This window comes from Nitrincola lacisaponensis (assembly GCF_000691225.1).
Classification (GTDB): domain Bacteria; phylum Pseudomonadota; class Gammaproteobacteria; order Pseudomonadales; family Balneatricaceae; genus Nitrincola; species Nitrincola lacisaponensis.
Genome location: NZ_JMSZ01000016.1, coordinates 503,014 through 526,705 on the forward strand (window position 1 = coordinate 503,014; position 23,692 = coordinate 526,705).

Here is a 23,692-nt window from a genome sequence, read left to right on the forward strand (position 1 = left end):
GTATTAGCGGCCCGACGTACGCATATCGGTTCGATGCATGGTATAACCCAGCTCCCGGCAGCGCGTGTAGTTCTGCCTGGAGTGGGTCAGCAGCTCAGGCGCCTGAATGACAATCTCTGCAATGCGGTCAAATTCAAAGGCGGCTTCAGGCAGTTGAGACGCCGCGTTGATGAACAGCTGACGGTGTTCCGGCAGTTGCGACCCTTGACCGATACTAATGGGAGCTGCAGGCTGGTTTCCCAAAAGATGGTGTGGCAGAAAACTGTCTTCAGGGTATTGCCAGAGCATCCGATCCAGGCGTTCAGCCTGGATCGGATGCTCTGTATGGATAAACACCTGCAGTTGCTGTTGCAGGGCTTTCTCACAGACTCTGCAGATGAAGCGCAAACGACTGTCTTCATCTGCCTGAGGCAAAATATAAAAATCAGCGCGTCGAGACATCAGTGGTGGCTGTGCTCATGTGCTGATTCCGGTAGATCCAGCGTTTCTGCCTGATCGATCAAATACTGACACAGCAGGGAAACACAGCGTCCGGTAGCACCTTTTTCCTTGCCATTGCTGTTCCAGGCAGTACCGGCAATATCCAGATGAGCCCAGGGATAGGCTTTGGTGAAACGTGACAGGAAGCAGGCCGCAGTGATAGTGCCAGCTGAGCGTCCGCCAATGTTTGCCATGTCAGCAAAGTTGGAATCCAGCAGTTCCTGGTATTCATCCCAGAGCGGCAGTGGCCAGGCACGATCAGCAGCATAATCACCGGCGGTCAGCAATGCTTCTGCCAGCGTGTCGTTGTTTGACAGCAGGCCGCTGGCGTGATGACCCAGAGCAATAATACAGGCACCGGTGAGGGTGGCGACATCTATGACGCTGGCGGGCTTGAAGCGTTCGACATAGGTCAGAGCATCACAGAGTACCAGACGTCCTTCGGCATCGGTGTTCAAAATTTCTACAGTTTGACCTGACATCGTGGTAACGACATCGCCGGGTTTAGTGGCCTGACTGCCCGGCATGTTTTCAGCTGCAGCAACAACGGCAATCAGATTCAGTGGCAGGTGCATTTCTGCAACGGCCTCGATCGTGCCGATAACGCTGGCTGCGCCGCACATATCAAATTTCATTTCATCCATCGCCGCACCAGGCTTCAGGCTGATGCCGCCCGTGTCGAAGGTGATGCCTTTGCCGACCAGGACGTGAGGTGCATCATCTTTCTGACCACCCTGATATTCGATAATGATCAGTTTGGAAGGCTGTGCGCTGCCACGGCCGACGGACAGCAGGCTGTGCATGCCCAGCTTTTCCATCTTTTCTTCATCCAGTACCTTGACCTTCAGTGCTTCAAACTCTTCGGCGAGTGCCTTGGCTTTGTCTGCCAGATAGGTTGGCGTGCAGATATTGCCCGGCAGATTGCCCAGCTCACGAGCAGAGTTGATACCATTCGCGATTGCAACACCATCGAGCAGGGCGCTTTCTCCCAGCTCAGCGGCATCTTCTGGTAGCAGAATTGCATACTGCTCCAGTGTTGTCGGCTCGGCTTTTTTGCTTTTGGTCGTGTCATACTGATAGAAGTCAGCTGATGTCCACTCGGTCAGCAAGCGGGTTTGACGGTAAGGGTCTGGCTGGTCACTCGCCAGGCCATCCAGTGCGATAGCGACGCTTTTGAGTTTAAGTTTGCCCAGCGTCTGATTGATGCCTTTGACCAGTTTGCGGTAATGACGGTCTTTACGTTCATCAGTTTTTCCCAGGCCTATCAGTAGCAGGCGGGGGGCTGTCAGACCCGGCAGGTTGCGCAGTAATTGTTGCTCGCCTGCAGCACCACTGAGATCGCCTGAGTCGATCAAGTCCTGTATTGCTCCCTGCGTCAGCGTGTTCAGGTGAGAGGCTGTTGGGCTGAGTTTGCCATCGGCTTCAATACCTACGACCAGGCATTCGATAGACAGGGTTTCGGCTGCGTCGCTGAGAATTTCAAAAAACATGTTGGCTCCAAACAAGACATTCAAAAGCGATTAAGTAATAATGTCACTATAAACCATTTCCATCCCTCGAAACCATGTTGGTGACCAGGATTCTGCGTTGATAATATTTCGATATCTTACTCGTGAGGTGCTGGTCAGTACGCTGGCAGTGACAGCGGTATTAATGCTGATCATTACCAGTGCTCGACTGATCAAGTACCTGTCTGATGCTGCTGCAGGCAAGCTGGAAGCTGGTGCTGTGTTTTTGGTGCTGCTGTATCGTATGCCAGGCTTTTTGGAACTGCTCCTGCCACTAGGGCTGTTTTTGGGCATTCTACTGGCCTATGGGCGTTTGTGTCTGGACAGTGAAATGGTGGTGCTGCGTGCCACAGGGTTCAGTGACAACCGGCTGCTGAAGTTTGCGTTTGGACCTGCAGTGATCGTGGCGTTGTTGGTGCTGTCGCTGAGTGCCTGGCTGTCGCCACTTGGATTGCAAAAGGCGGATGAATTGCTGGCGGCTCAGGATGCCCGCAGTGAACTGGAGCTGGTTACGCCGGGGCGCTTTCTGTCACAGTCATCTGGACAGGTTACCTATGCAGAAGCCCTGTCAGGTGAACAGCTCAAGCAAGTATTTCTGTCTCGCCGGGGGGATGACGGTCGCCCGAATATTCTGATTGCGGAAGCAGCAGAGCGACGCCTCTACCCGGAAGCACGACAGCGCTTTCTGGTCTTGCTCAATGGTTATCGGTTTGATGGGCGCCCTGGCGAAGCTGAAGTGACCCGTATTCGTTATAGCGAGTACGGAGTGCAGTTGGATGAACCTGAGCTGGCTGCTGAAATTCGTGAGGTTGATGCCAAGCCGACGGCCATGTTGCTTCAGTCGACCGATCAGCGTGATCGTGCAGCCTTGCACTGGCGCTTGGCGTTACCTGCGCTGGTGTTGGTTGTAACGCTGTTGGCCGTCCCCTTGAGCTATACCAATCCGCGTCAGGGGCGTTTTGCCAAACTGATTCCTTCTATTCTGCTGTATCTGACCTATATGGCTTTCTTGACCACTGCACGTTCTAACGTTGAGTCAGGGACTTCTCCGGTGGCGCTGTGGCTGGTACATGTCGGCTTTATTTTTGTGGCGCTGAATTTGCTCTACCTGGGTCACCTTTGGCGTCGGGCCTTCGGATTTGTGATCATGATTGTTCGGCGACTGTTCTCCCGGAGGGTGGCTGCATGATGAGTGTACTGGAGCGTTATATCTTCCGGCAGGTGGCTCAATCAGTGCTGGCGGTGCTGCTGGTGATTTTGGGGCTGGATGTATTGATCGCCTTTCTGGATCAGATCGGCAATCTGAATGATCACTATACTCTGACCGGTGCCGTGCATTATGTAACCTGGACACTACCGCGTCGTTTGTATGAGTACATCCCGCTGGGTACTCTGGTAGGCGTGATGATAGGCCTTGGCATGATGGCATCTCAGAGTGAGTTAACCGTGATGCGGGCTGCCGGTGTGTCGACTGGGCGTATTGTTTTGACGGTGTTCAAGCCGGTGATGCTGATTGCCATCTTTGGTCTGGTGCTTGGGCAATTCATTGCACCGGTAACGGAACAGCGTGCTCAGAGTGTGCGTGCTGTCGCCATGGCTGGTGGTGGAGCCTATTCGGCCAGTGGTGTATGGCACAAAGAAGGTAATACATTCATTTTCATTAATGCCGTGGAAAGTGGTGAACGTATTCATGGTGTTACCCGCTACGAGTTCGGTGACGATCTGCAGTTGCAACGCAGCAGCTTTGCCCGGCGTGGCGAGTATCAGCAGGGTGCCTGGACGTTGTCTAATGTGCGTGAAACACGTATCCATGATGCTCACACTGAAGCAGCGAGTCTGGCTGAAGAGCGTTGGGACAGTGGACTGACCCCTGAACTGCTGTCAATCGTAGTGGTTGAGCCAGTGGATCTGTCGATCAGCGGCTTATGGGATTATTCGGCCTATCTGCAACGCCAGGGCGTCAGTGCGGATGTGTACCTGTTGGCATTCTGGGCCAAGTTGCTGCAACCTCTGTCGATTGCGGCACTGGTGCTGGCGGGTATTTCGTTCGTGTTTGGCCCGCTGCGAAGTGTTCCGATCGGTCAGCGAATCGTCACAGGAGTGATATTGGGTCTGGTGTTCAAGTTTGCTCAGGATTTGTTGGGACCAGCCAGTAGTGTGTATGGTTTTCCACCACTACTGGCGACCTTGTTGCCGATTTTGCTGTGTTGCCTGGGTGGCTGGTATCTGTTGCGCCGCGCAAGCTGATTCAGTCTGTGGTTGGCTTTTTCTTGGTCTTGGGAAGCTGTACGACGCAGCTTTCCGACAGGGTATCATGCCAGGCCAGTCGTTCATTATTGAACAGAATCCACAGGTAGCCCAAGCCAAGTGGAATCCAGGACAGAATAGACAGCAAAAAGCGCAGTAGCGCACGGCTCCAGCTTAAACGGTAGCCATCCAGAGTTTGTACCCGGATGCGCCAGGCCTGCATACCCAGTGTTTGACCATTGCGGGTCCAGAAAAAGCCAAAAAACAGAAAAGTGATGCAAAACAGGCTGGCATTGAAGAGCGGTCCTTCAACCGCTTCACCATCATTCAGTCCGACGGCGGCAAAGCCTGTCATCATCCAGATCGCCACAATCAGCATGAAATCATACAGCATCGCCAATAAACGTTTGACCAGTGAAGCGGGTCGAATGTCAGAGATGTCTGTGCGAAAGGGGCGTTTCATGTGGCGGGTCCTGTCAAAAGCATTCAGAGAGTTGCCCTGTAGAGGCTCTACAGGGCGGGGTGGTTACTGCGAAATGTAGCGTGCTTTGTAGCGTTCTGCCAGCTGCTTGGCGACTTCTACCTCGTCGGCGTCAAGCTTCAGCAGCAGACGTTCAGCGATAGGGCGCGCTGTACGATCTCCCAAGTCTGCGGCATTTTGTAACCAGGCGTAGGCGATGATGTCGCTGCTGTAGCTCTGATCCTGTCCATGGTCAGTGGCATAGAGTGTGCCCAGGAAAAACAGCGACTGGGTATAGCCGCGCTCGGCTGCCTGACGGTACCACTGTTCAGCGACTGCGTAATCCTGCTCGACACCGGTGCCGAAGTTGTAACTGCGACCAAGATTGTGCCAGGCGGACACTTCGCCCTGATCCGCTGCCAGCTGATACCAGTCGAAAGCGGCGTTCTTGTCTCGCTCAACACCCTGACCAAACTCCAGCATTTCTCCCAAGCGATTCTGGGCTTCGGCATTGCCGGCTTCTGCCAGGGGGAGTAAGCGTGCATACTCAATCGCATAGGCTTTATTCTGCAGCGCTCTCAAACTGGTAACGCTATCCAGGTGGCCTTGATTGGCGCCCAGTCGATACAGGCGTGCGGCTTCTTCTTCATCCGCTTCAACACCCCAGCCGTTTTCATACATTTTCCCGAGCAGGTTGCTGGCATCGGCATTGCCATCGCGAACGAGGGGGTGCAGCTGCTCCAGAGCAGTCGCATAGTTCTGAGATTCAATAGCACTTCTGGCGCTCTGCAGGTTGTTAGCAGAGACCTGGCCTACTTGCAGTGTCAGCAGAAGTCCTGCTGCTGCAAGGAATGTAGATTTTTTCATTCAAGCTAACCTTTCATCTTGACCGGGATAAATAGCAAATAGCCGTCACCCTGAGGTTTCGACCGTCTCAGAAGCAGCAAATCCCTGCTGTGTACACAACAGGGTGAACGTATTTTTTATTGGTGCGGCGAATCATATCAAAAAAAGCCTTTGGCGGCACCGACGAGTGTAATGTGAATTGCGTGTCGATGGTTGTGATCAGGATCACTGATCAGTATGAAAAAAGGCTGAAATAACGTTACACTTATATTTAATGCGGTAACTCATGTTTTTGCCGGGAGAATGACTATGTTTCAGGATATGAGCAAGCAAATGAGCGACTCTATGGAGCCTTTTAAAAACTTCGTAAACATTCAGACGCGCATGCTGGAAGATTTGACGCGGCACCAGATGGAATGCACCAAGGCGTGCCTGGAAGCCACCATGCAGCAGACCCAGCAGTTGCAACAGTGTAAAACACCTGTTGATCTGATGGAGCTGCAGCAGTCGTATGCCAAAGAACTGGAAAAAACCCTGCGTGCTGCCAATGAACAAAATATGAAAGCATTGCGTGATGCGCGTGATGCGATGGAAAAACTGGCACGAGGTTCATTGGATAATACGGCCGGTAAATCGTGAATTTGACAACAGACCTGCCGGTGGGAGTGTTCTATGCGAGCACCACCGGCAATACGGAACAGATCGCTGAAAAAATTGTCGCAATACTGGGTCCGACTGCTCATCTGCATGACATCGCCCGTGAAGGTTTTCAGGCTGTTGATGGCTACCGGTACCTGATTATGGGTATCCCCACCTGGGATTTCGGTGAGCTGCAGGAAGACTGGGCCTGTCATTGGGATGTGTTGACCGAGCTGGATCTCCAGGGCGTAACGGTGGCGTTGTTTGGTCTGGGTGACCAGATAGGTTACGGTGAATGGTTCCAGGATGCCATGGGGTTACTGCATGACCAGTTGCGTCAGTCAGGCGCCCGGCTGGTGGGTTACTGGCCTGTGGCGGGGTATGCGTTTGACGCGTCTAAAGCGCTGACACCTGATCAGCAGTATTTTGTCGGTTTGGCGCTGGATGAGGATGGGCAGTCAGGACTGACCGATGAGCGGTTGGAAAACTGGCTCACAGATGTTTGCAATGCCTTTCAGGATGCGTAAACTAAAAATCTATATTAGTTTGCACTGATGTTTATGGTGCTGCCTGTCAATGAAAAAAAGGGAAATACTCATGAAGAAAGTTGCACTGACCTGTTTGACCGCTTCACTATTGTTTGGCTCCGGGATGGCCCTGGCAGATGCTGCAGCATCTGTCGAGTATCGTCAGTCGGTGTTCAAGGTGGTTAAGTGGCATATGGACTCACTGGGTGCCATGGCGCGTGGTGATGTCGAGTTCAACGCAGATGCTGCCGTGCATCATGCTCGTCAGGTAAACGCCATGAGCTATATGGCTCAGGAAGGATTTGGTGAAGGTACTTTGGGTGGTGATGCCAAGCCTGAAATCTGGTCTAACTGGGATCAGTTTGCGGGCGGTATGGAGCGATTCCAGGAAGTCAGTGGTGCGCTGGTTGTTGCGGCTGAAGAGGGTAGCTTGCAGGCATTGCGTCCGGCGGTTGGTCAAATGGGGCAAACCTGTCGCACCTGTCATGACAACTTCCGTAATTGATCCTGTTTCGTCTTGATCTCTATTGAAGGCCGCTTTGCGGCCTTCAATGTTTAAAGCCCACACAGAACATTCAATCCCTATCGCATATCAGTTAGAATAGTGCTCTTTTTTCCTCAGCCCGGAGTTCTAAGTTCTAAAATGGAAATCAACCCGATTCTTAACAGCCTCAAAGACTATGCTGAGCGCACCGCAGTCCTCAAGCGGTATCTGGATTATGATGGTAAGCGTGAGCGTCTTGAAGAAGTCGAGCGTGAGCTTGAGAATCCGGCTGTCTGGAACAATCCGGAAAATGCGCAGCAACTGGGACGTGAGCGTAACAGTCTCAGTCATACCGTTACCACACTGGATGAGCTGACCAGTGGTGTCGCTGATGCGCGTGATCTGCTCGATCTGGCCGTTGAAGAGAATGATGAAGACACGGTCGCTGAAGTTGTCAAAGAAGTTGAAGTGCTGGGTAATCAGCTCGCTGATCTTGAGTTCCGTCGTATGTTCTCGGGTGAAGCTGATCCCAACAATGCCTTCGTCGATATTCAGGCAGGCTCCGGTGGAACTGAGGCACAGGACTGGGCCAACATGATGCTGCGTATGTATCTGCGCTGGGGTGAGGACAAGGGCTTCAAAACCGAGCTGATTGAAGTTTCCGATGGTGATGTTGCGGGTATCAAAAGTGCCACCATTCGTTTCGAGGGTGAGTATGCTTTTGGCTGGTTGCGCACTGAAACCGGTGTGCATCGTCTGGTACGTAAATCACCCTTTGATTCAGGTGGCCGTCGTCATACTTCCTTTGCATCGGTGTTTGTGTCTCCGGAAATTGATGACAATATTGAAATAGAGATCAACCCGGCGGATCTGCGCGTGGATGTGTATCGTGCGTCAGGTGCGGGTGGTCAGCACGTTAACCGGACTGAATCCGCAGTCCGTATTACCCATGAGCCTTCCGGTATTGTGGTTCAGAGTCAGTCAGCACGTTCCCAGCATCAAAACCGTGATGTCTGTATGAAGCAACTGCGCTCCAAGCTCTATGAGATGGAAATGCTCAAGCGTAACGCAGCGGCACAGGAACTTGAGGATTCTAAAGCAGATATCGGCTGGGGTAGCCAGATTCGTTCCTATGTGCTGGATGATCAGCGTATCAAGGATCTGCGTACCAGTGTGCAAACCTCGAATTGTGATCGTGTACTGGACGGTGATCTGGATCAGTTCATCGTGGCGAGTTTGAAAGCCGGTCTTTGATCAATCGATAACAGATAGAAACAGAATTAGGAAAGCATCTTCATGTCCGAAGTGAACCAACCGCAAGATGAAAACCGCCTGATCGCTGAGCGTCGGGAAAAGCTGCGCCAGTGGCGTGAACAGGGCCATGCCTTCCCGAACAGGTTTCGGCGTGACAGTTATGCGGCTGATCTGCTCGCTGCACATGGTGACAAGAGTAAGGAAACGCTGGAAGCTGAAGCCAATAGTGTTGCGGTTGCAGGCCGTGTGATGCTCAATCGTGGTGCCTTCATGGTGCTGCAGGATATGACCGGCCGTGTACAGCTCTACGTCAACAAGGATGCCCGTGGTTTTGCCAAGTCTGTGGATCTGGGTGACATTATCGGGGTGCGCGGTGTGCTGCATAAGTCCGGTAAGGGTGATCTGTATGTCGATATGGCCGAGTTTCAGTTACTGACCAAAAACCTGCGCCCACTGCCGGAAAAGCACAAGGGATTGCAGGATACCGAGATGCGCTATCGTCAGCGCTATGTCGACCTGATTACCAATGATTCGTCTCGCCGGGTGTTTGAGATGCGTTCTCGTATCGTGTCCGGCATTCGTCAGTACCTGTCAGCGCGTCGTTTTATCGAAGCAGAAACACCGATGCTGCATGGCATTCCAGGCGGCGCGACAGCACGTCCTTTTATCACGCATCATAATGCGCTGGATCTGGATATGTACCTGCGTATCGCCCCGGAGTTGTATCTGAAGCGTCTGGTAGTAGGGGGCTTTGAGCGGGTTTTCGAAATTAACCGTAATTTCCGCAATGAAGGCCTGTCGACCCGGCATAACCCTGAATTTACCATGATTGAGTTCTATCAGGCTTATGCGGATTATCATGATCTGATGGACCTGACCGAAGATATGCTGCGGACCCTGGCGCGCGATATCCTCGGTACGACGACCATCGTGAACACCGTGCGTAATGAAGAGGGTGATGTGCTGGAACGTTTCGAATACGACCTGAGCCAGCCGTTCCGTCGCATCAGTGTGTTTGATTCCATTCTTCACTACAACCCGGATATCAAACCGGAAGCGCTGGCTGATGAGTATGCGGCACGACAGATCGCTGAGCGTTTGCACATTGACCTGAAAGACAACTGGGGTCTGGGTCGAGTACAGATGGAGATTTTCGACAAGACGGTAGAGCATCATCTGGATCAGCCAACGTTTATCACTGAGTATCCGACAGAGGTGAGTCCGCTGGCGCGCCTGAATGACGATAATCCGCATGTGACAGATCGTTTTGAGTTCTTTGTCGGTGGTCGTGAGCTGGCAAATGGCTTCTCGGAGTTGAATGATCCGGAAGATCAGGCTGAGCGCTTCCGTCGTCAGGTGGAAGAGAAAGATGCCGGGGATATTGAAGCGATGCATTTTGATGCTGACTATATCAATGCTCTGGAATATGGTCTGCCGCCAACAGCGGGTGAGGGTATCGGGATTGACCGTCTGGTGATGCTGTTCACCGATTCACCGTCCATACGGGATGTTATCCTGTTCCCGGCCATGCGGCCGCGCGGATAAGGTTCTGCAGAACAGGAGGTTATGATGGCGTTGGAAAAGGCACCGGCCTGGAAGCCCTATCTGGATGCGGAGTTTCAAAAGCCTTATATGCAGGCTTTGAAGCAGTACTTGCGTGCTCAGAAAGATGCTCACAAGGTGATTTTTCCACCCTCTGCTGACTGGTTTCATGCATTGGAAGCGACACCTCCGGATCAGGTGCGTGTCGTGATTCTGGGGCAGGATCCCTACCATCAACAGGGACAGGCACATGGGCTGTGTTTTTCTGTCCGTCCAGGTGTGCGTATTCCGCCATCGCTGCAGAATATTTATAAAGAACTCCAGAGTGATCTCGGGATCACGCCTCCCGGCCATGGATTCCTGGACGCCTGGGCTGCACAGGGCGTATTACTGCTCAATGCTGTATTAACGGTTGAGCAAGGGCAGGCCAATGCGCATCAGGGGCAAGGCTGGGAAAGTTTTACCGACCGTGTCATCGATGTGGTCAACCAGGAGTGTGAAGCGGTGGTCTTTATGCTCTGGGGCAGTTATGCGCAAAAGAAGGGTGCTGGTATTAACCGGCACAAGCACCTGGTGCTGAAGGCGCCGCATCCTTCCCCGCTGTCTGCACATCGGGGGTTTTTGGGCTGTCGTCATTTCAGTCAGGCCAACGCCTGGCTGGAAGCACGCGGGCGGGAGCCGATTAACTGGCAATTACCCGCGACCATACAGCTCTGAATTCTCAGCGTTTGCTCTCGAACAGGCGCGGATCCAGGGTATAGGGCAGCTCCAGATGTTCGACAGGGCAGTGGTTCGCCAGCCAGACCCTATCCTTTTCAGCCCGCTCCTTCAGAATCACCGCCAGCAGTTCAAATACGCCTGTCTCGGCAGTATCTGCAGCCAGTACCACCTGCCCGACATTTTCCTTGTCATCACAGTGTAGTGACATACCGGCAAGAGGGCGCTCATCGCAACGAACTCGAACCCGGTACATCGGGCGCTTCAGTTGTCCGCGGTGCTGCAAGCGGGTAACGATCTCTTGCCCCGTATAGCAGCCTTTGCGAAAGCTGACGCCTTCAAATACCTGTAAGTTGGTCATTTGAGGAATAAACGCTTCAGACGTTTCGGGTCGCAAATCCGGGATGCCTGCTTGAATATCACCCAGTAGCCACTGTTGCAGCGGCATGGGGTGTGCCGAGTCAGATTGCAGCAGTGCCAGGTGAGGTTTGAGCTCGTCCGCTTCACCCCAAAGTTCATAGCGTCCAGGGCTGATGCAACAGAGTATCCAGTGTCCGGATATGCAGGTTGCTGAGGAGGTCTCCGGAATTTGCTCTGCAGACAGGCCGGTGAACTGGCGGATGACTTCAGCGGCTCCTGGCCCCTGAAAACCGATACCGCATCGCTGTGTATCAAGACTGGCAGTCGCCTTGGAAAAAATAATGTACTTTTTCAGCTGCGCCAGGGCCTTTTCAGCTAACCCCTGATGGGTCCTGAGCCAGAAGCATTGCTCATCCTGAGCGATCACCCGGAACAGGCTGATCATATGACCTTTGATATTGCAGTGTGCACCCAGGCGGCTGCCCTCGCGGATGACATCTCGCAAGTCACAGCTCAGCTGACCTTGCAGAAAAGTCATGGCATCGGTCCCGGTTACTTTCAGCATCTGTTGATGTAGCAGGGGGGTGTAGAGGCAGGATGCCGTATCTGGATTGAAGGGACCTGTAATGCCTTCAGCTGTCAGTTCAAACTGTGCGGGAAGTGTCAGTGATTGCCATGGTGACTGCATGATATTCATGTCCTCGTTCGCAATACAGGTTTAGACTCTCGGAGGATTCAGTTGTGCAATGCCCTGGCCTAGCGTCACCGGGCTTCCGGCTTGCAGATCCGTGCGCCAGTTGAGCGCGTCTTCACCGAACAGCAGGATGACCGTGGATCCCAGTTTGAAGCGTCCCATCTCTTCACCACGTGTCAGGGTGATCTGCTCTTCATAGCGTTTGCCCAAAACTTGCGGGGCTTTCAGGGGCGGAGCAACCTGCCCCTGCCACACCACTTCGATACCGGCCACAATCATGGCGCCCACCAGTACCATGGCCATAGGTCCGACTTCGGTATCGAACAGTGCCACCAGGCGCTCATTGCGTGCAAATAGCTGGTCAACACCTTCTGCAGTCACCTGATTGACGGACCAGAGATCACCGGGCACATAGACGGTTTCACGTAACACACCACTGATCGGCATGTGTACCCGATGGTAGTCTCGGGGTGACAGGTAGATGGTGGCAAACGCGCCATTTATAAAAGGTTCTGCACGAGCTGCATCTCCGCCCAACAGGGTTGTCAGCGAATAGCTGCGTCCTTTGGCCTGGAAAATACGCCCGTATTCAATTCGACCCAACTGACTGATGGCGCCGTCTGCTGGTGATACCAGGGTGTCCGGGTCCTGGTCAATCGGGCGGGCGTCAGGTTTGAGTGCACGCGTGAAGAACGCATTAAAGTTTGGATATGCCAGCGGATTTTCTTCTACAGCTTCCTGCATGTTGATCTGGTATTGACGTTGAAACCAGCTGATAAATCTGTTCTTGATCCAGGGTGTGCGGCAGTCTGCCAGTTGTCCGACCAGGCGTGACAGCAGGTGTTGAGGAACCAGAAGTTGAAACAGAATAAAAAGACGATTTTTCACGGTGATACCTGTGTTAAGTGTTTCAATGCCTGGGCGGTGGATGCCCCCAGGAAACGAAAGCGTTCAGAATAAAACTCGGTGATCGGCGGTGACTGTTCGCCCATGTCTGCATAGACCAGGGCAATGGCACCGTGTTGATCAAATAACGACATCATCAGCCAGTCATGTGTTGGCAGACAGGCTTCAAAGTCAGCCGGCAGTAATGGCTGCAGCCGTTCATAGGTACGACTATTGTACCAGACGCAGGTTGGCTTATCGCACATACGTTTAAACAGGCTGGGAATTTCCAGATTGTTTTCATAGCGGGTCATCAAGTGGCCTGAATCAAACCCTGTACTCAACAGGGTCTTCAACTGATGTTTGCCAGGGTTACGTTGCAGGATGCAGACCCGATTCAATCCCAGTCCTTCATGAAGTCCTTTTAGAAGCAGCTGCAAGAGCAGGGCCGGTTTGGTCGAAGATGCTGGCTGGCGTAGCTGTTCTACACAGCGTTCAAACTGGCCCTTGTCTTTGAAATCGTTCAGCAGTTCAATCGGGGCGCTGCCGGGTGTGGTCTGTGGACGTGCTGGAGGCGCCTGTGACAGGCAGACGGCAGGTGCTGTGTCATGTAGCTGCTGACGTTCCGCTTCGCGGAGTAATCCGGGAGTGGGTTGGCGGGACGGAATAAACAGCATCTCCGCTGCCGGCGACAGTACACCGGGCAGGTGATATTGCCGTGCCGATTCGGCACATTGGCTGTGCAGTCGAGCCAGTGCAGTGTGGCTGTCGAGTCGCAGGTAGTCGCTGATCACCTCCAGCAGGCGGTGAGCCTTGGGCGTGTTCCAGCCCCGGGTGACCGTGAGTGCCAGCCAGTTGGACAGTTTTACGGCGAAAAATGGCTGCTGCAAAAAATGGTTGATTTCTCGCAGTGGATCGCCTGTCAGTCTGGGATCGCCCATGGCTTTCAGATGAAGCTTGTTGAGCAGGTCTGAGCTGGGAGAGGTGTCGTGGCTGAGTGCTTCAATCGTGAGGGATGGCAGGTTCCATCGCTGAGCCAGACGAAACCCCAGCTCCTGGAGTGTACAGCCAAAAATGTCATGCTCGGCCAGGGCTACGTCGACACCCTCTTCCAATACTTTACGTTGATAGGCCTCTTTATGCAGTGGTGCATAGAGCCAGGCAAGCCAGTGGATAAACCCGTACAGCAAGGACGCCAGGCGGGCTTCTTCTGTAAAGCCGCTCTGTTTCTGGCTCAGCCAGTCAGTTACCTGGGTTGATGCATGATGACTGTCCGCTACGGCCCGCATGAACTGGGTGTGCTGTGTGCTGCCAGGGTTCAGGCGGAAGGGCTGTTGTGCGTCAAGCACCTCGCGAACGCGATCAAACCCGAGTGTTTGTATGGCATGCTCCAGGCTGGCGAGCTTGGCATCTTTCTCCTTCAGCAGTGCCTGGGCTGCGCGCGTAATATGCAGACACAGCACAGGGTCGGTGCGGACAATCGGTGCCAGGGTCAACAGATTGCTGGATGGGTGCTCCAGTGCCTTGTGCAAACGTGCCTGAGTACTGGCCCGTACCGGCAGGGTTTTGTCTTGAAAGAATTCAAGCCATTGGTTCAGGCCTACGGGCGACAAGATTTGACGAGGCATAAGCAGTTCTGATGGTCAGCTTAAAAAATTCAGTTTACAGCGTTTCCTGCATGGAGTTAAGAATCATGCGGTAACTGCGAAAGCGCTGTTCAGTAATGTCGCCACGCTCAACTGCAGCTATCAGGGCGCAGCCAGGTTCCTGCAGATGCTGGCAGTCCCTGAAACGGCAGTGTCCGATAAAAGGTCGAAATTCGACAAAGCCTTCCAGAACCTCATCTTCATCCATGTGCCAAAGTGCAAATTCGCGTATGCCTGGGGAGTCGATCAGATCACCGCCATCTGGCATGTGAAACAGACGTGCCGTCGTGGTGGTATGGCGGCCTTTACCGCTTTGTTCCGACAGTTCGCCTACTTTCAAATCCACGCTAGGCAGCAGGGCATTGACCAGTGAGGATTTGCCCACACCTGACTGCCCGACAAATACACTGATGCGGCCATTCAGTTGCGCTTTGAGCTCTCCGAGGCTTTCATCCCGCGTACTGGACGCATGCAGTATTCGATAGCCTATTTGCTGATAGATCTCCAGCATCGGCATCAACCAGGCGGCATTTTCATCATTGATCAGGTCTGTTTTGTTGAGCAGCAGTACCGGTTCAATACCGGAGCGTTCGCAGGCAATCAGATAGCGGTCAATCAGGTTGGCATGGGCTCTGGGTTCAGGTGCCAGAGTGATAATAATCTGGTCTATGTTAGCGGCAACAGGCTTTAACTCGCCCTGGTTGTTGGGGCGTTGTAACTGGCTGCGTCTCGGTGTCACTGCGACCACGACACCACCATCAGGTGAGCGGCGCCAGATGACCTGATCCCCTGTCACCAGCTGTCCAAGATGAGTGCGCAGATGGCAACGTACGATATTGCCAGCCATGTCACCCGTCAGGGCTTCGACATCGACCTGTTTGCCGAAGTGCGAAATCACCAGGCCGGTCTGCTCCGGCCCCAGTTCACCGCCGCTGAGCTGCTCTTCAATCTGTGATTCTCTGCGTTGTGCCCGCTCGGCACGTTCTGACTGAATTTTATCGATGCGCCAGGCCTGGCGGCGGGTCACTTTGCGTTTGCTCATCGGGGCGTCGGGATTCCTGAAGCTAAGTGTTGGGCTACGTTCTTTTGTGTGAATAAGGTACTCTATACGCCAAGTTTAATACAGATAGTTTAATTCAGTCAGTCAATGACAGCCTACACAGGGGAGAAGAGTGGATGCCACGTCAGCATGCCTTGCTTTGGATTGATCTGGAAATGACGGGGCTCGACCCGGAAAAGGATCGCATTATCGAGATGGCCGCCATTGTGACAGATGCGGATCTGAATCCTCTGGCAGAAAGTCCGGTGATTACGGTGCATCAGCCGGACAGCCTGCTGGCGCAAATGGATGAGTGGTGTACCCGTCAGCATGGCCAGTCGGGTTTGACAGCACGGGTTCGCGAGAGCCGTACTACTGAGGCAGAAGCCGAGCAGCAGATGCTGTCGTTTTTGCGTCAATACAGTGATAAAGGCATCTCACCCATGTGCGGCAACAGCATTGGTCAGGATCGACGCTTTCTGGTGAAGTATATGCCTGAGCTGGAAGCCCACTTTCATTATCGCAACATTGATGTCAGTACCATCAAGGAGCTGGCTAAACGCTGGAAGCCTGCCATTATGGAGGGTCTGAAAAAGAAAGGCGCTCATCTGGCGCTGGATGATATTCGTGACTCTATTGAAGAGCTGCGTCACTACCGTCGCCACCTGTTTCGCCTCTAAGTTGCTGCAGAGCCCACTGGATATGCTCACGCAGCATATCCGGACAATCTGCGTGTTGCAGGCGTTGTTCTAGTGCCTGTTCAACGTCACTTCCGCCTCGACTGTTACCCAGCGCAACAGCCAGGTTGCGTTGCCAGCCGATAAAGCCAGTACGACGAATAGCTGAGCCTTCAGTGCGTTTGAGAAAGGTGGCCTCATCCCAGCGAAACAGGGTCAATAGCTCAATATCATCGAGCTGATGGCGAGGTTTGAAATCGTCTTCCTGGCTGTGTTTGGCAAAGCGGTTCCAGGGGCAAACCAGTTGGCAATCATCACAGCCAAAAATACGATTGCCGATCGCACTGCGCAGCGATACCGGGATGCTGCCTTTGTTTTCAATAGTCAGGTAAGAAATGCAGCGGCGAGCATCCAGTACATAGGGTCTCGGAAATGCCTGGGTCGGACAGACATCCAGACAAGCTGTACATTTGCCACAGTGACTCTCCTGCTGCGGACTATCCAATGGCAAGGGCAGGTTGATGAACAGTTCTCCGAGAAAGAACCAGGAGCCTGCCTGGCGATTGAGCAGCAGGGTATGTTTACCAATCCAGCCCAGCCCTGCATTGCGAGCCAAGGGTCGCTCCAGAACCGGAGCGCTGTCGACAAAGGGGCGGAAGATGCTGTCCTGCTGTAGCTCCTGATTGATGCGTAATCCGAGCTGTTTCAGGCGGTTGCGCATCAGCTTGTGATAGTCTCGACCCAGTGTATAGCGGGCGATGTAGGCCTTGTCCGGGTTGTTCAGAATGTGCAGGGTCTGCACATCCGGCGGCAGGTAATCCATGCGCAGACTGATAATCCGTTGGGTGCCGGGGAGCAATTGACTGGCATCCAGGCGTTTCTCCCGGTGTTCTGCCAGCCAGTGCATCTCGCCTTGCATTCCCTGTTCCAGCCACTGATCCAGCCCTTCAGCCTCAGCGGACAGGTCTGTCCCGGTGATGGCACATTGCTGAAAGCCAAACTCCTTGGCCCAGTGTTTAATCTTTAGCGCCAGAGTGGCCAGATCCTCTGTGCTGGGTGGAGTTGAATTTTGCTTGCTCTGTTCGCTTGGCATGCCAGAATAGGAGTCATCAGTTAAGGAGAAAAAGCATGATGACACGAGCCACCTTGCCAGCCACAGTATACACGGCTGAGCAGTCGCGTGCGCTGGATCGTTTGGCGACCGATGTGTTTGGCATACCCGGGTTCCGTTTGATGCAGCGGGCAGGGCACGCAGTGTTTTCGCTGTTGTTACAGCACTGGCCAGGAGTGCGCAGTCTCACGGTGTTGTGCGGTACCGGCAATAATGGTGGAGATGGTCTGATCGTGGCGGGGCTGGCGCAGCAGCAAGGCTTGCAGGTGCAGGTACTGACGCTTGGACAGTCTCCCTTTGTTGAACAGCTTCAGGGTGAAGCGCTGGATGCCTGGCGTTGGGCTGAAGCTGTCGGCGTGACGGCGCAGCCCTGGACGGGTCATCAGGAGCTGTCGGGCGAAGTGATTATCGATGCGATGTTGGGTACAGGTATTAGCGGAGAGGTACGTGGCCCTGTTCGCGATTTGATAATCAGGCTCAATCATCAGGCGCGCCCGGTTGTGGCTGTGGATATCCCTTCAGGACTTTGCAGTGATACAGGCCAGGTGTTAGGTGTTGCTGTACAGGCTACCCTGACACTGACATTTATTGGCGTGAAACAGGGGTTGCTGACGCATGCGGGTGTTGACCACTGTGGTCAGCTGTATTTTGACAGTTTGCGTGTGCCGGATGAACTCTATGAGCGTGTGCCGGTCAGTGTGTTTCGAACCGAGCAGGAAGATCTGCGTGAGCTGCTTCCTGCACGCCCGCGTTCGGCCCATAAGGGGCATTGCGGACATGTGCTGGTGGTCGGGGGCGGCCTGGGTATGGGCGGGGCGGCGCTGATGGCTGCGCAGAGTGCGGCTCGTTCAGGTGCCGGTCTGGTATCCCTGGCAACTCGCCCGGAGCATGTGTCTGCGGCACTGGTCCGGCAGCCGGAGTTGATGGTCCAGGGTGTGGTGTCGGGTCATGCGTTACAGGCATTATTGCCGCGTGCAGATGTGTTGGTGGCTGGGCCTGGTCTTGGCAGTAGCGCCTGGAGTGATCAAATCATGCAAGTCGTGCTGAGCGCTTCCGTACCACAGGTGCTGGATGCGGATGCGTTGGCCTATTTGCCATCTCATTCGGTTGCACATGCCCGGCGTGTGATTACGCCGCATCCAGGAGAGGCCGCACGTCTGCTGGGATGGAGTGTGGATGAGGTGCAGCAGGGCCGATTTTCTGCTGTGCGCAGTCTGCAGCAGCGCTATGGCGGCGTGGTGGTTTTGAAAGGCGCGGGAACGCTCACCTTTGATGGTGACGTGATTCATCTCTGCAGTGGTGGCAATCCGGGTATGGCCAGTGGTGGCATGGGCGATGTGTTGTCAGGCATAATCGGCGCGCTGATGGCGCAGGGACTGAAACCGGTCGATGCTGCCCGACTGGGTGTCTATGCACATGCCCAGGCAGCTGATCTTTGTGCCCGTCAGCAGGGCGAGCGAGGCTTGCTGGCAACGGACCTGCTGACACTGTTGCGTTATGTATTAAATGACAAAGAGGAGTCCATCCTTGTCTGACAGTCTGTATCTGCCTGATGATCAGGCAACCGTCAGTTTTGGTCGGTTGCTGGCTGAAGCAGTTGGCTCCGAAGGGGCTGTAATTTTTTTGCACGGTAATCTGGGCATGGGAAAAACCACTCTATGCCGTGGTGTGATGGCTTATTGGGGACATCAGGGTGCGGTCAAAAGTCCTACCTATACCTTGGTGGAGCCGTATGAGTTTCCGTTGGTGATGGTTTATCACTTTGATTTATATCGGCTTGGGGATCCGGAAGAGCTGGAGTACCTGGGTATACGCGACTACTTTGATCAGCAGGCCTTGTGCCTGATTGAATGGCCTGAACGGGGTGAAGGGGTGTTGCCTCGGGCTGATCTGGAGCTGTCATTCAGTGAAAAAAATCCGGGTCGAATGATAAAATGGTCAAAAAACACTCAAAAAGGGTGTATGATTGCCGATAGAATAGTAAATAAATTGAATGGGTAAGCGCGTATTGTGAAAGTAAATACTCGCAGCCTCTGGTTGGGGCTTCTGCTGTTGCTGACTGGCCTGTTCCCGGTATCGGTGTTTGCCAGTGCTGAAATACAGGGTGTGCGCTCGTGGCTGGCACCGGATAACACACGTCTGGTGTTTGACCTCAGTGGCCCGGTAGAACATCGCCTGTTTGCACTTGAGGGGCCGGATCGGGTTGTTATCGATGTAACCAATACCCGTTTGAGAACCGATTTTGCCCATCTGACGCTGGATGAAAGCCCGGTTGCCAATATTCGTCACAGTCACAGTGACGGCACCTTGCGTATCGTGCTGGATCTGAAATCCCGTGTTCGTCCCAAAAGCTTTGATTTGCCGCCGAATGATCAATATGGGCACCGCCTGGTGATTGATCTGGAAAACCCTGCTCCGAGCTCAGCGGTCACTACAACCACAACGACATCTTCATCAGCCTCGGATTCAGTAGCTGAACCTGCAGCTGTTTCCTCGCCGCCAGCCAATGGCATGGGACAGTTGCGTGATATTGTCATTGCGATCGATGCTGGGCATGGTGGTGAGGATCCTGGTGCTGTGGGGCCGAATGGTACCCGTGAAAAGGATGTGGTGCTGGCCATTGCGCGCGAGCTGAAACGTATTATTGATGCTGAACAGGGCTATAAGGCTGTACTGATTCGTGATGGCGATTATTTTATCAGCTTGCGCAATCGAGTGCTCAGAGCGCGCCAGGCCAACGCTGATCTGTTTGTTTCCATTCACGCGGATGGCTGGAAAACACCCACTGCGCGTGGTGCTTCGGTCTGGGTATTGTCTGAACGGGGGGCCAGTAGTGAAATGGGACGTTGGCTGGCCAGTCGGGAAAACAGTTCCGATCTAATTGGTGGTGTTGGAAGTGTCAGTCTGGAGGACAAAGATGCCGTGCTGGCCAGTGTGCTGCTGGATATGTCCATGACTGCAAGCCGCACGGGCAGTCGTGAAGTCGCCGGGATTATTCATCGTAATATAGGGCAGTTTGCGCGGATGCATAAGCCTGAAGTTGAAATGGCCAACTTTGCGGTACTCCGCTCACCGGATGTCCCTTCGATACTGATCGAAACCGGTTTTATTACCAATCCTCAGGAAGAAGCGCAGTTGCGTACAGCAGCCTATCAGCAGCGTATGGCGCGTGCCATTTTCCAAGGTGTTCAGGATTATTTCTGGCAGAAACCGCCTGATATGACCTGGATCGCCTGGCGTAAAAGTCAGGGTGGAACTCAGGTGGCCGGCGGCGCTCGGACGCATCGGGTTCAGCCAGGGGATACACTCTCTGTAATTGCCGTGCGCAATGGCGTCTCTGTGTCTGCGTTACGTGCCGCCAATCAGATTAATGGTGATCGGATTCGTGTCGGTCAGGTTTTAAGGATTCCCGCAGGTTAATGCAAACATCGAATTCGCTCGTGCATACACCCATACGTTTACTGTCTCCACAGTTAGCCAACCAGATTGCTGCCGGTGAGGTCGTAGAACGCCCTGCATCAGTCGTCAAAGAGTTGCTGGAAAACAGCCTGGATGCTGGTGCGCGTTCTATTTCGCTTGAGGTGGAACAGGGTGGCGTACGTCTGATCCGTCTGAGAGATGATGGTGGTGGTATCCACAAGGATGACTTGCCGTTGGCGCTGAGCCGTCATGCCACTTCCAAAATTGCTGCGCTGGAAGATCTTGAGGCAGTGATGAGTCTGGGGTTTCGTGGTGAGGCCTTGGCCAGTATCAGTTCAGTATCACGCCTGACCCTGACTTCCAGGCCCCCTGATCAGTCAGAGGCCTGGTCGGTCAGTGTTGAAGGGCGTGATATGGCGCCGACTCTGGCACCCGCCGCACATCCGCCGGGCAGTACAGTGGAAGTGCGTGATCTGTTTTTTAACACGCCTGCACGGCGAAAATTCTTGCGTACAGAAAAGACCGAACTCAATCACCTGGAAGAGGTGGTGCGGCGTTTGGCGTTGAGTCGTTTTGATGTCAGCTTTACCCTGGCACACAATGCCCGCACGCTCTATCAATTGCGTCCGGCGATGTCTGAACTGGAGCGTGAGAGACGTTTGTCCCTGCTGCTGGGGCAGCCCTTTATAGAGCATGCGCTGGTGGTGGATATGGCAGCTGAGGCATCAGGTTTGCGTCTGCATGGCTGGATTACTCAGCCGACGCATTCACGTAGTCAGGCTGATCAGCAGTATTTCTTTGTCAACGGTCGTATTATCAAGGACAAAGTCGTCAGTCACGCCGTGCGCCAGGCATATCAGGATGTGCTCTTCAATGGCCGTCATCCGGCGTTTGTACTCTATCTGGAGCTGGATCCTACGCTGGTGGATGTGAATGTTCACCCGACAAAACACGAAGTGCGCTTTCGTGAAAGTCGTTTGGTACATGATTTTATTTATCGCTCCCTGCATCGGGTGATTGCGCAGATGACGCCTGCCAGTGTGATGGAATCAGCTGTATCAGCTCCGTCTGTGCCAGCAGGACAGCCCGTGCAATCCTATGAGCAAAACCGTTTTCATCTGCCGCCCCAGTCGGTACCCGCAGGGGCTGTGCAGCGTCAGATAGAACAGTACGCACAGCTCTATCCGCGTGAACCCCTGGCGCGGGAGTATCCGGTATCACCGCCCATGGGGGTGCGTGACGAAGCTGTGTTGCCGGAAACGCCAGCGGATGGCACGCCACCCCTGGGGTTCGCTCTGGCGCAGCTGCATGGCGTGTATATCCTGTCACAAAGTGCGCAGGGACTGATCCTGGTAGACATGCATGCTGCACATGAGCGGATTGTCTATGAGCGTATGAAACAGGCTTTGACCGAAGAGCGGTTGCGCAGTCAGCCGTTGCTGGTGCCGGTCAGCCTGACTGTCAGTAGCCGTGAAGCGGATCTGGCTGAGGAGCAGGCTGACGTGTTCGCCCGCTTAGGCTTCTCGTTGCAGCGTATGGGGGACGAGGCACTGGCTATCCGAGAGGTGCCGGTTTACCTGGCAAAGTCCGATGTGCCGCAGTTGGTGCGGGATGTGTTGTCGGACCTGTCTGAGCTGGGCAGCAGTCAGCGCATAGAAAATCATATTAATGAGTTGCTGGGTACGATGGCCTGTCATGGTGCTGTGCGGGCCAATCGTCAGTTGACCTTGGCTGAAATGAACGCCCTGCTGCGGGATATGGAGCAGACTGAGCGCAGTGGTCAATGTAATCATGGCCGGCCAACCTGGGTATGCCTCAGTATGAATGAACTGGATAAGTTGTTTCTTCGTGGACAATAACACTCAACCTTTGGTGGTCTGCCTGATGGGGCCTACGGCCTCGGGCAAGACTGACCTGGCAATACAGCTTGCTGATCAGTTGCCGGTAGATCTGATCAGTGTGGACTCGGCACTGATTTATCGAGGCATGGATATCGGTACAGCCAAGCCGGATGCGGATACCCTGTCACGCTACCCGCATGCGTTAGTTAATATTCTTGATCCATCACAGAGCTACTCAGCTGCTGAATTTCGGAACGATGCCTTGCAGTCTATTGAGCAGTCGCATGCTCAGGGGCGTTTGCCCCTGCTGGTCGGTGGCACCATGATGTATTTCAATGCGCTGTTGAAAGGTTTGGCGGATTTGCCCGTGTCTGATCCACAACTGCGTGCCGAGTTGGAGGCGCGTATTGCGGCAGAGGGTATCGAGCAGTTGCATGTGCAGTTACAGCAGGTTGACCCTGAATCAGCGCAGCGATTACATCCTACGGATACCCAGCGTGTGCAGCGTGCTCTGGAAGTCTATCTGTTGACGGGGCGGTCTTTGTCGGAGCACTGGCAAGCACAGGCTGTTTCAGCACTACCTTACCGGGTGCTGTGTCTGGGGTTGATGCCAGATGATCGAGCCTGGTTGCATCAGCGTATCGCACAGCGTTTTCAGTTGATGCTGGAAGCTGGGTTTGAAACAGAGGTGATGTCCTTGTATCAGCGCGGTGATCTGCATGAGGGGTTGCCGTCGATTCGCTGTGTCGGTTATCGGCAGATGTGGCAGTACCTGGAAGGCCGGCTCAGCCATGAGCAAATGTGTGACAAGGCGATTGTGGCAACGCGGCAGTTGGCAAAACGCCAGTATACCTGGTTGCGAAGCTGGCCTGATTTGCATCGCTTATCCCAAGATAAGCGCGATATGCTCAGAGATAGCTTGAAGTTGATAGAGGGTAACGTTATATAATGCTATGGTTTTTGTGCATTGCAGGTATCCGCAGGGTGTCAGCGCTATCTGTTATTGCTTAAAAGTATAAATACACTAATTTTTTATGACTGAATTTTTTCAGTGAAGGAGTAGGCAATGTCAAAAGGGCAGTCGTTACAAGACCCTTATCTGAATGTGTTACGCAAGGAGCGGGTTCCAGTCTCGATCTTTCTGGTCAACGGTATCAAGTTGCAGGGACAGATCGAATCCTTCGACCAGTTCGTCATTCTGCTGAAGAATACAGTCAGTCAGATGGTATACAAACATGCGATTTCCACTGTGGTCCCCTCACGTCCTGTGAAGCTGCCTCAGCCGGATGACAAGATTGAAGAGTGAGTGATCTGA

The 23,692-nt window shown here is 53.7% G+C and carries 24 protein-coding genes; 15 read left to right on the forward strand and 9 right to left on the reverse strand.

Annotation, left to right across the window (positions count from 1 at the left end):
* Positions 1-3: 3 nt before the first annotated feature.
* Together ADINL_RS05700 and ADINL_RS05705 are read right to left on the reverse strand one after the other, a co-directional pair.
* Positions 4-441, reverse strand: coding sequence for a DNA polymerase III subunit chi (locus ADINL_RS05700; protein WP_036544762.1), 438 nt, complete (start codon positions 439-441; stop codon positions 4-6).
* On the reverse strand, positions 441-1,970 hold the full coding sequence (locus ADINL_RS05705; protein ID WP_036544764.1) for a leucyl aminopeptidase: 1,530 nt from the start codon (positions 1,968-1,970) through the stop codon (positions 441-443). The genes ADINL_RS05700 and ADINL_RS05705 overlap by 1 nt, the downstream gene beginning before the upstream one ends.
* Before the next feature lie 97 nt (positions 1,971-2,067).
* Here ADINL_RS05705 and lptF point away from each other — a divergent pair, with 97 nt between their 5' ends.
* Both lptF and lptG read left to right on the forward strand, forming a co-directional pair.
* Positions 2,068-3,177: an LPS export ABC transporter permease LptF gene (lptF, locus tag ADINL_RS05710; protein ID WP_051632589.1), complete on the forward strand. Its 1,110-nt coding sequence runs from the start codon at positions 2,068-2,070 to the stop codon at positions 3,175-3,177.
* Complete coding sequence (lptG, locus tag ADINL_RS05715) at positions 3,174-4,235, forward strand: LPS export ABC transporter permease LptG (RefSeq protein ID WP_239644338.1); 1,062 nt, start codon at positions 3,174-3,176, stop codon at positions 4,233-4,235. Before lptF ends, lptG begins: the two co-directional genes overlap by 4 nt.
* A gap of 1 nt (position 4,236) precedes the next feature.
* On the opposite strand, the gene ADINL_RS05720 is transcribed toward lptG, so the two are convergent.
* Together ADINL_RS05720 and ADINL_RS05725 are read right to left on the reverse strand one after the other, a co-directional pair.
* Positions 4,237-4,698, reverse strand: coding sequence for an RDD family protein (locus ADINL_RS05720; protein ID WP_051632590.1), 462 nt, complete (start codon positions 4,696-4,698; stop codon positions 4,237-4,239).
* A 63-nt stretch (positions 4,699-4,761) separates the two neighbouring features.
* Positions 4,762-5,562, reverse strand: a complete 801-nt coding sequence (locus tag ADINL_RS05725) for a tetratricopeptide repeat protein (protein WP_036544766.1) — start codon at positions 5,560-5,562, stop codon at positions 4,762-4,764.
* A gap of 288 nt (positions 5,563-5,850) precedes the next feature.
* On the opposite strand from ADINL_RS05725, the gene ADINL_RS05730 reads away from it, so the two are divergent.
* From ADINL_RS05730 to ung, 6 genes are all read left to right on the forward strand, one after another.
* The gene (locus ADINL_RS05730; protein ID WP_036544768.1) at positions 5,851-6,180 is read left to right on the forward strand and encodes a phasin family protein; all 330 of its coding nucleotides are present in this window, start codon (positions 5,851-5,853) and stop codon (positions 6,178-6,180) included.
* On the forward strand, positions 6,177-6,707 hold the full coding sequence (fldB, locus tag ADINL_RS05735; RefSeq protein ID WP_239644339.1) for a flavodoxin FldB: 531 nt from the start codon (positions 6,177-6,179) through the stop codon (positions 6,705-6,707). The genes ADINL_RS05730 and fldB overlap by 4 nt, the downstream gene beginning before the upstream one ends.
* Before the next feature lie 70 nt (positions 6,708-6,777).
* Positions 6,778-7,212, forward strand: coding sequence for a c-type cytochrome (locus ADINL_RS05740; RefSeq protein ID WP_051632591.1), 435 nt, complete (start codon positions 6,778-6,780; stop codon positions 7,210-7,212).
* Between the two features lie 138 nt (positions 7,213-7,350).
* Entirely contained in the window at positions 7,351-8,445 is a 1,095-nt protein-coding gene (gene prfB / locus ADINL_RS05745) for a peptide chain release factor 2 (protein ID WP_036544769.1), read from the forward strand.
* Between the two features lie 42 nt (positions 8,446-8,487).
* Positions 8,488-9,990: a lysine--tRNA ligase gene (gene lysS, locus ADINL_RS05750; protein ID WP_036544771.1), complete on the forward strand. Its 1,503-nt coding sequence runs from the start codon at positions 8,488-8,490 to the stop codon at positions 9,988-9,990.
* Between the two features lie 24 nt (positions 9,991-10,014).
* On the forward strand, positions 10,015-10,704 hold the full coding sequence (ung, locus tag ADINL_RS05755; RefSeq protein WP_036544773.1) for a uracil-DNA glycosylase: 690 nt from the start codon (positions 10,015-10,017) through the stop codon (positions 10,702-10,704).
* 4 nt (positions 10,705-10,708) lie between these two features.
* Here ung and ygfZ read toward each other — a convergent pair whose 3' ends face one another.
* Genes ygfZ through rsgA form a run of 4 tightly spaced genes read right to left on the reverse strand, consistent with a single transcriptional unit; the run spans position 10,709 to position 15,331 of the window.
* Positions 10,709-11,752, reverse strand: a complete 1,044-nt coding sequence (ygfZ, locus tag ADINL_RS05760) for a CAF17-like 4Fe-4S cluster assembly/insertion protein YgfZ (RefSeq protein WP_051632592.1) — start codon at positions 11,750-11,752, stop codon at positions 10,709-10,711.
* Positions 11,753-11,782: 30 nt separating this feature from the next.
* On the reverse strand, positions 11,783-12,646 hold the full coding sequence (asd, locus tag ADINL_RS05765; protein ID WP_036544775.1) for an archaetidylserine decarboxylase: 864 nt from the start codon (positions 12,644-12,646) through the stop codon (positions 11,783-11,785).
* The gene (locus ADINL_RS05770) at positions 12,643-14,271 is read right to left on the reverse strand and encodes an HDOD domain-containing protein (RefSeq protein WP_036544777.1); all 1,629 of its coding nucleotides are present in this window, start codon (positions 14,269-14,271) and stop codon (positions 12,643-12,645) included. The genes asd and ADINL_RS05770 overlap by 4 nt, the downstream gene beginning before the upstream one ends.
* Positions 14,272-14,305: 34 nt before the next feature.
* The gene (rsgA, locus tag ADINL_RS05775) at positions 14,306-15,331 is read right to left on the reverse strand and encodes a small ribosomal subunit biogenesis GTPase RsgA (RefSeq protein WP_036544780.1); all 1,026 of its coding nucleotides are present in this window, start codon (positions 15,329-15,331) and stop codon (positions 14,306-14,308) included.
* A gap of 134 nt (positions 15,332-15,465) precedes the next feature.
* On the opposite strand from rsgA, the gene orn reads away from it, so the two are divergent.
* Positions 15,466-16,008, forward strand: coding sequence for an oligoribonuclease (gene orn / locus ADINL_RS05780; protein WP_036544782.1), 543 nt, complete (start codon positions 15,466-15,468; stop codon positions 16,006-16,008).
* On the opposite strand, the gene queG is transcribed toward orn, so the two are convergent.
* Complete coding sequence (gene queG, locus ADINL_RS05785) at positions 15,962-17,098, reverse strand: tRNA epoxyqueuosine(34) reductase QueG (protein WP_051632593.1); 1,137 nt, start codon at positions 17,096-17,098, stop codon at positions 15,962-15,964. The genes orn and queG overlap by 47 nt on opposite strands.
* Before the next feature lie 35 nt (positions 17,099-17,133).
* Here queG and ADINL_RS05790 point away from each other — a divergent pair, with 35 nt between their 5' ends.
* From ADINL_RS05790 to hfq, 6 genes are all read left to right on the forward strand, one after another.
* On the forward strand, positions 17,134-18,651 hold the full coding sequence (locus ADINL_RS05790; protein WP_338036391.1) for an NAD(P)H-hydrate dehydratase: 1,518 nt from the start codon (positions 17,134-17,136) through the stop codon (positions 18,649-18,651).
* Positions 18,623-19,117, forward strand: a complete 495-nt coding sequence (gene tsaE, locus ADINL_RS05795; RefSeq protein ID WP_036544784.1) for a tRNA (adenosine(37)-N6)-threonylcarbamoyltransferase complex ATPase subunit type 1 TsaE — start codon at positions 18,623-18,625, stop codon at positions 19,115-19,117. The genes ADINL_RS05790 and tsaE overlap by 29 nt, the downstream gene beginning before the upstream one ends.
* Before the next feature lie 9 nt (positions 19,118-19,126).
* Positions 19,127-20,536, forward strand: a complete 1,410-nt coding sequence (locus ADINL_RS05800; RefSeq protein ID WP_036544786.1) for an N-acetylmuramoyl-L-alanine amidase — start codon at positions 19,127-19,129, stop codon at positions 20,534-20,536.
* On the forward strand, positions 20,536-22,395 hold the full coding sequence (gene mutL / locus ADINL_RS05805) for a DNA mismatch repair endonuclease MutL (RefSeq protein ID WP_036544790.1): 1,860 nt from the start codon (positions 20,536-20,538) through the stop codon (positions 22,393-22,395). The genes ADINL_RS05800 and mutL overlap by 1 nt, the downstream gene beginning before the upstream one ends.
* Positions 22,385-23,326: a tRNA (adenosine(37)-N6)-dimethylallyltransferase MiaA gene (gene miaA, locus ADINL_RS05810; RefSeq protein WP_338036392.1), complete on the forward strand. Its 942-nt coding sequence runs from the start codon at positions 22,385-22,387 to the stop codon at positions 23,324-23,326. The genes mutL and miaA overlap by 11 nt, the downstream gene beginning before the upstream one ends.
* 117 nt (positions 23,327-23,443) lie before the next feature.
* On the forward strand, positions 23,444-23,683 hold the full coding sequence (gene hfq / locus ADINL_RS05815; RefSeq protein WP_036544792.1) for an RNA chaperone Hfq: 240 nt from the start codon (positions 23,444-23,446) through the stop codon (positions 23,681-23,683).
* Positions 23,684-23,692 lie beyond the last annotated feature (9 nt).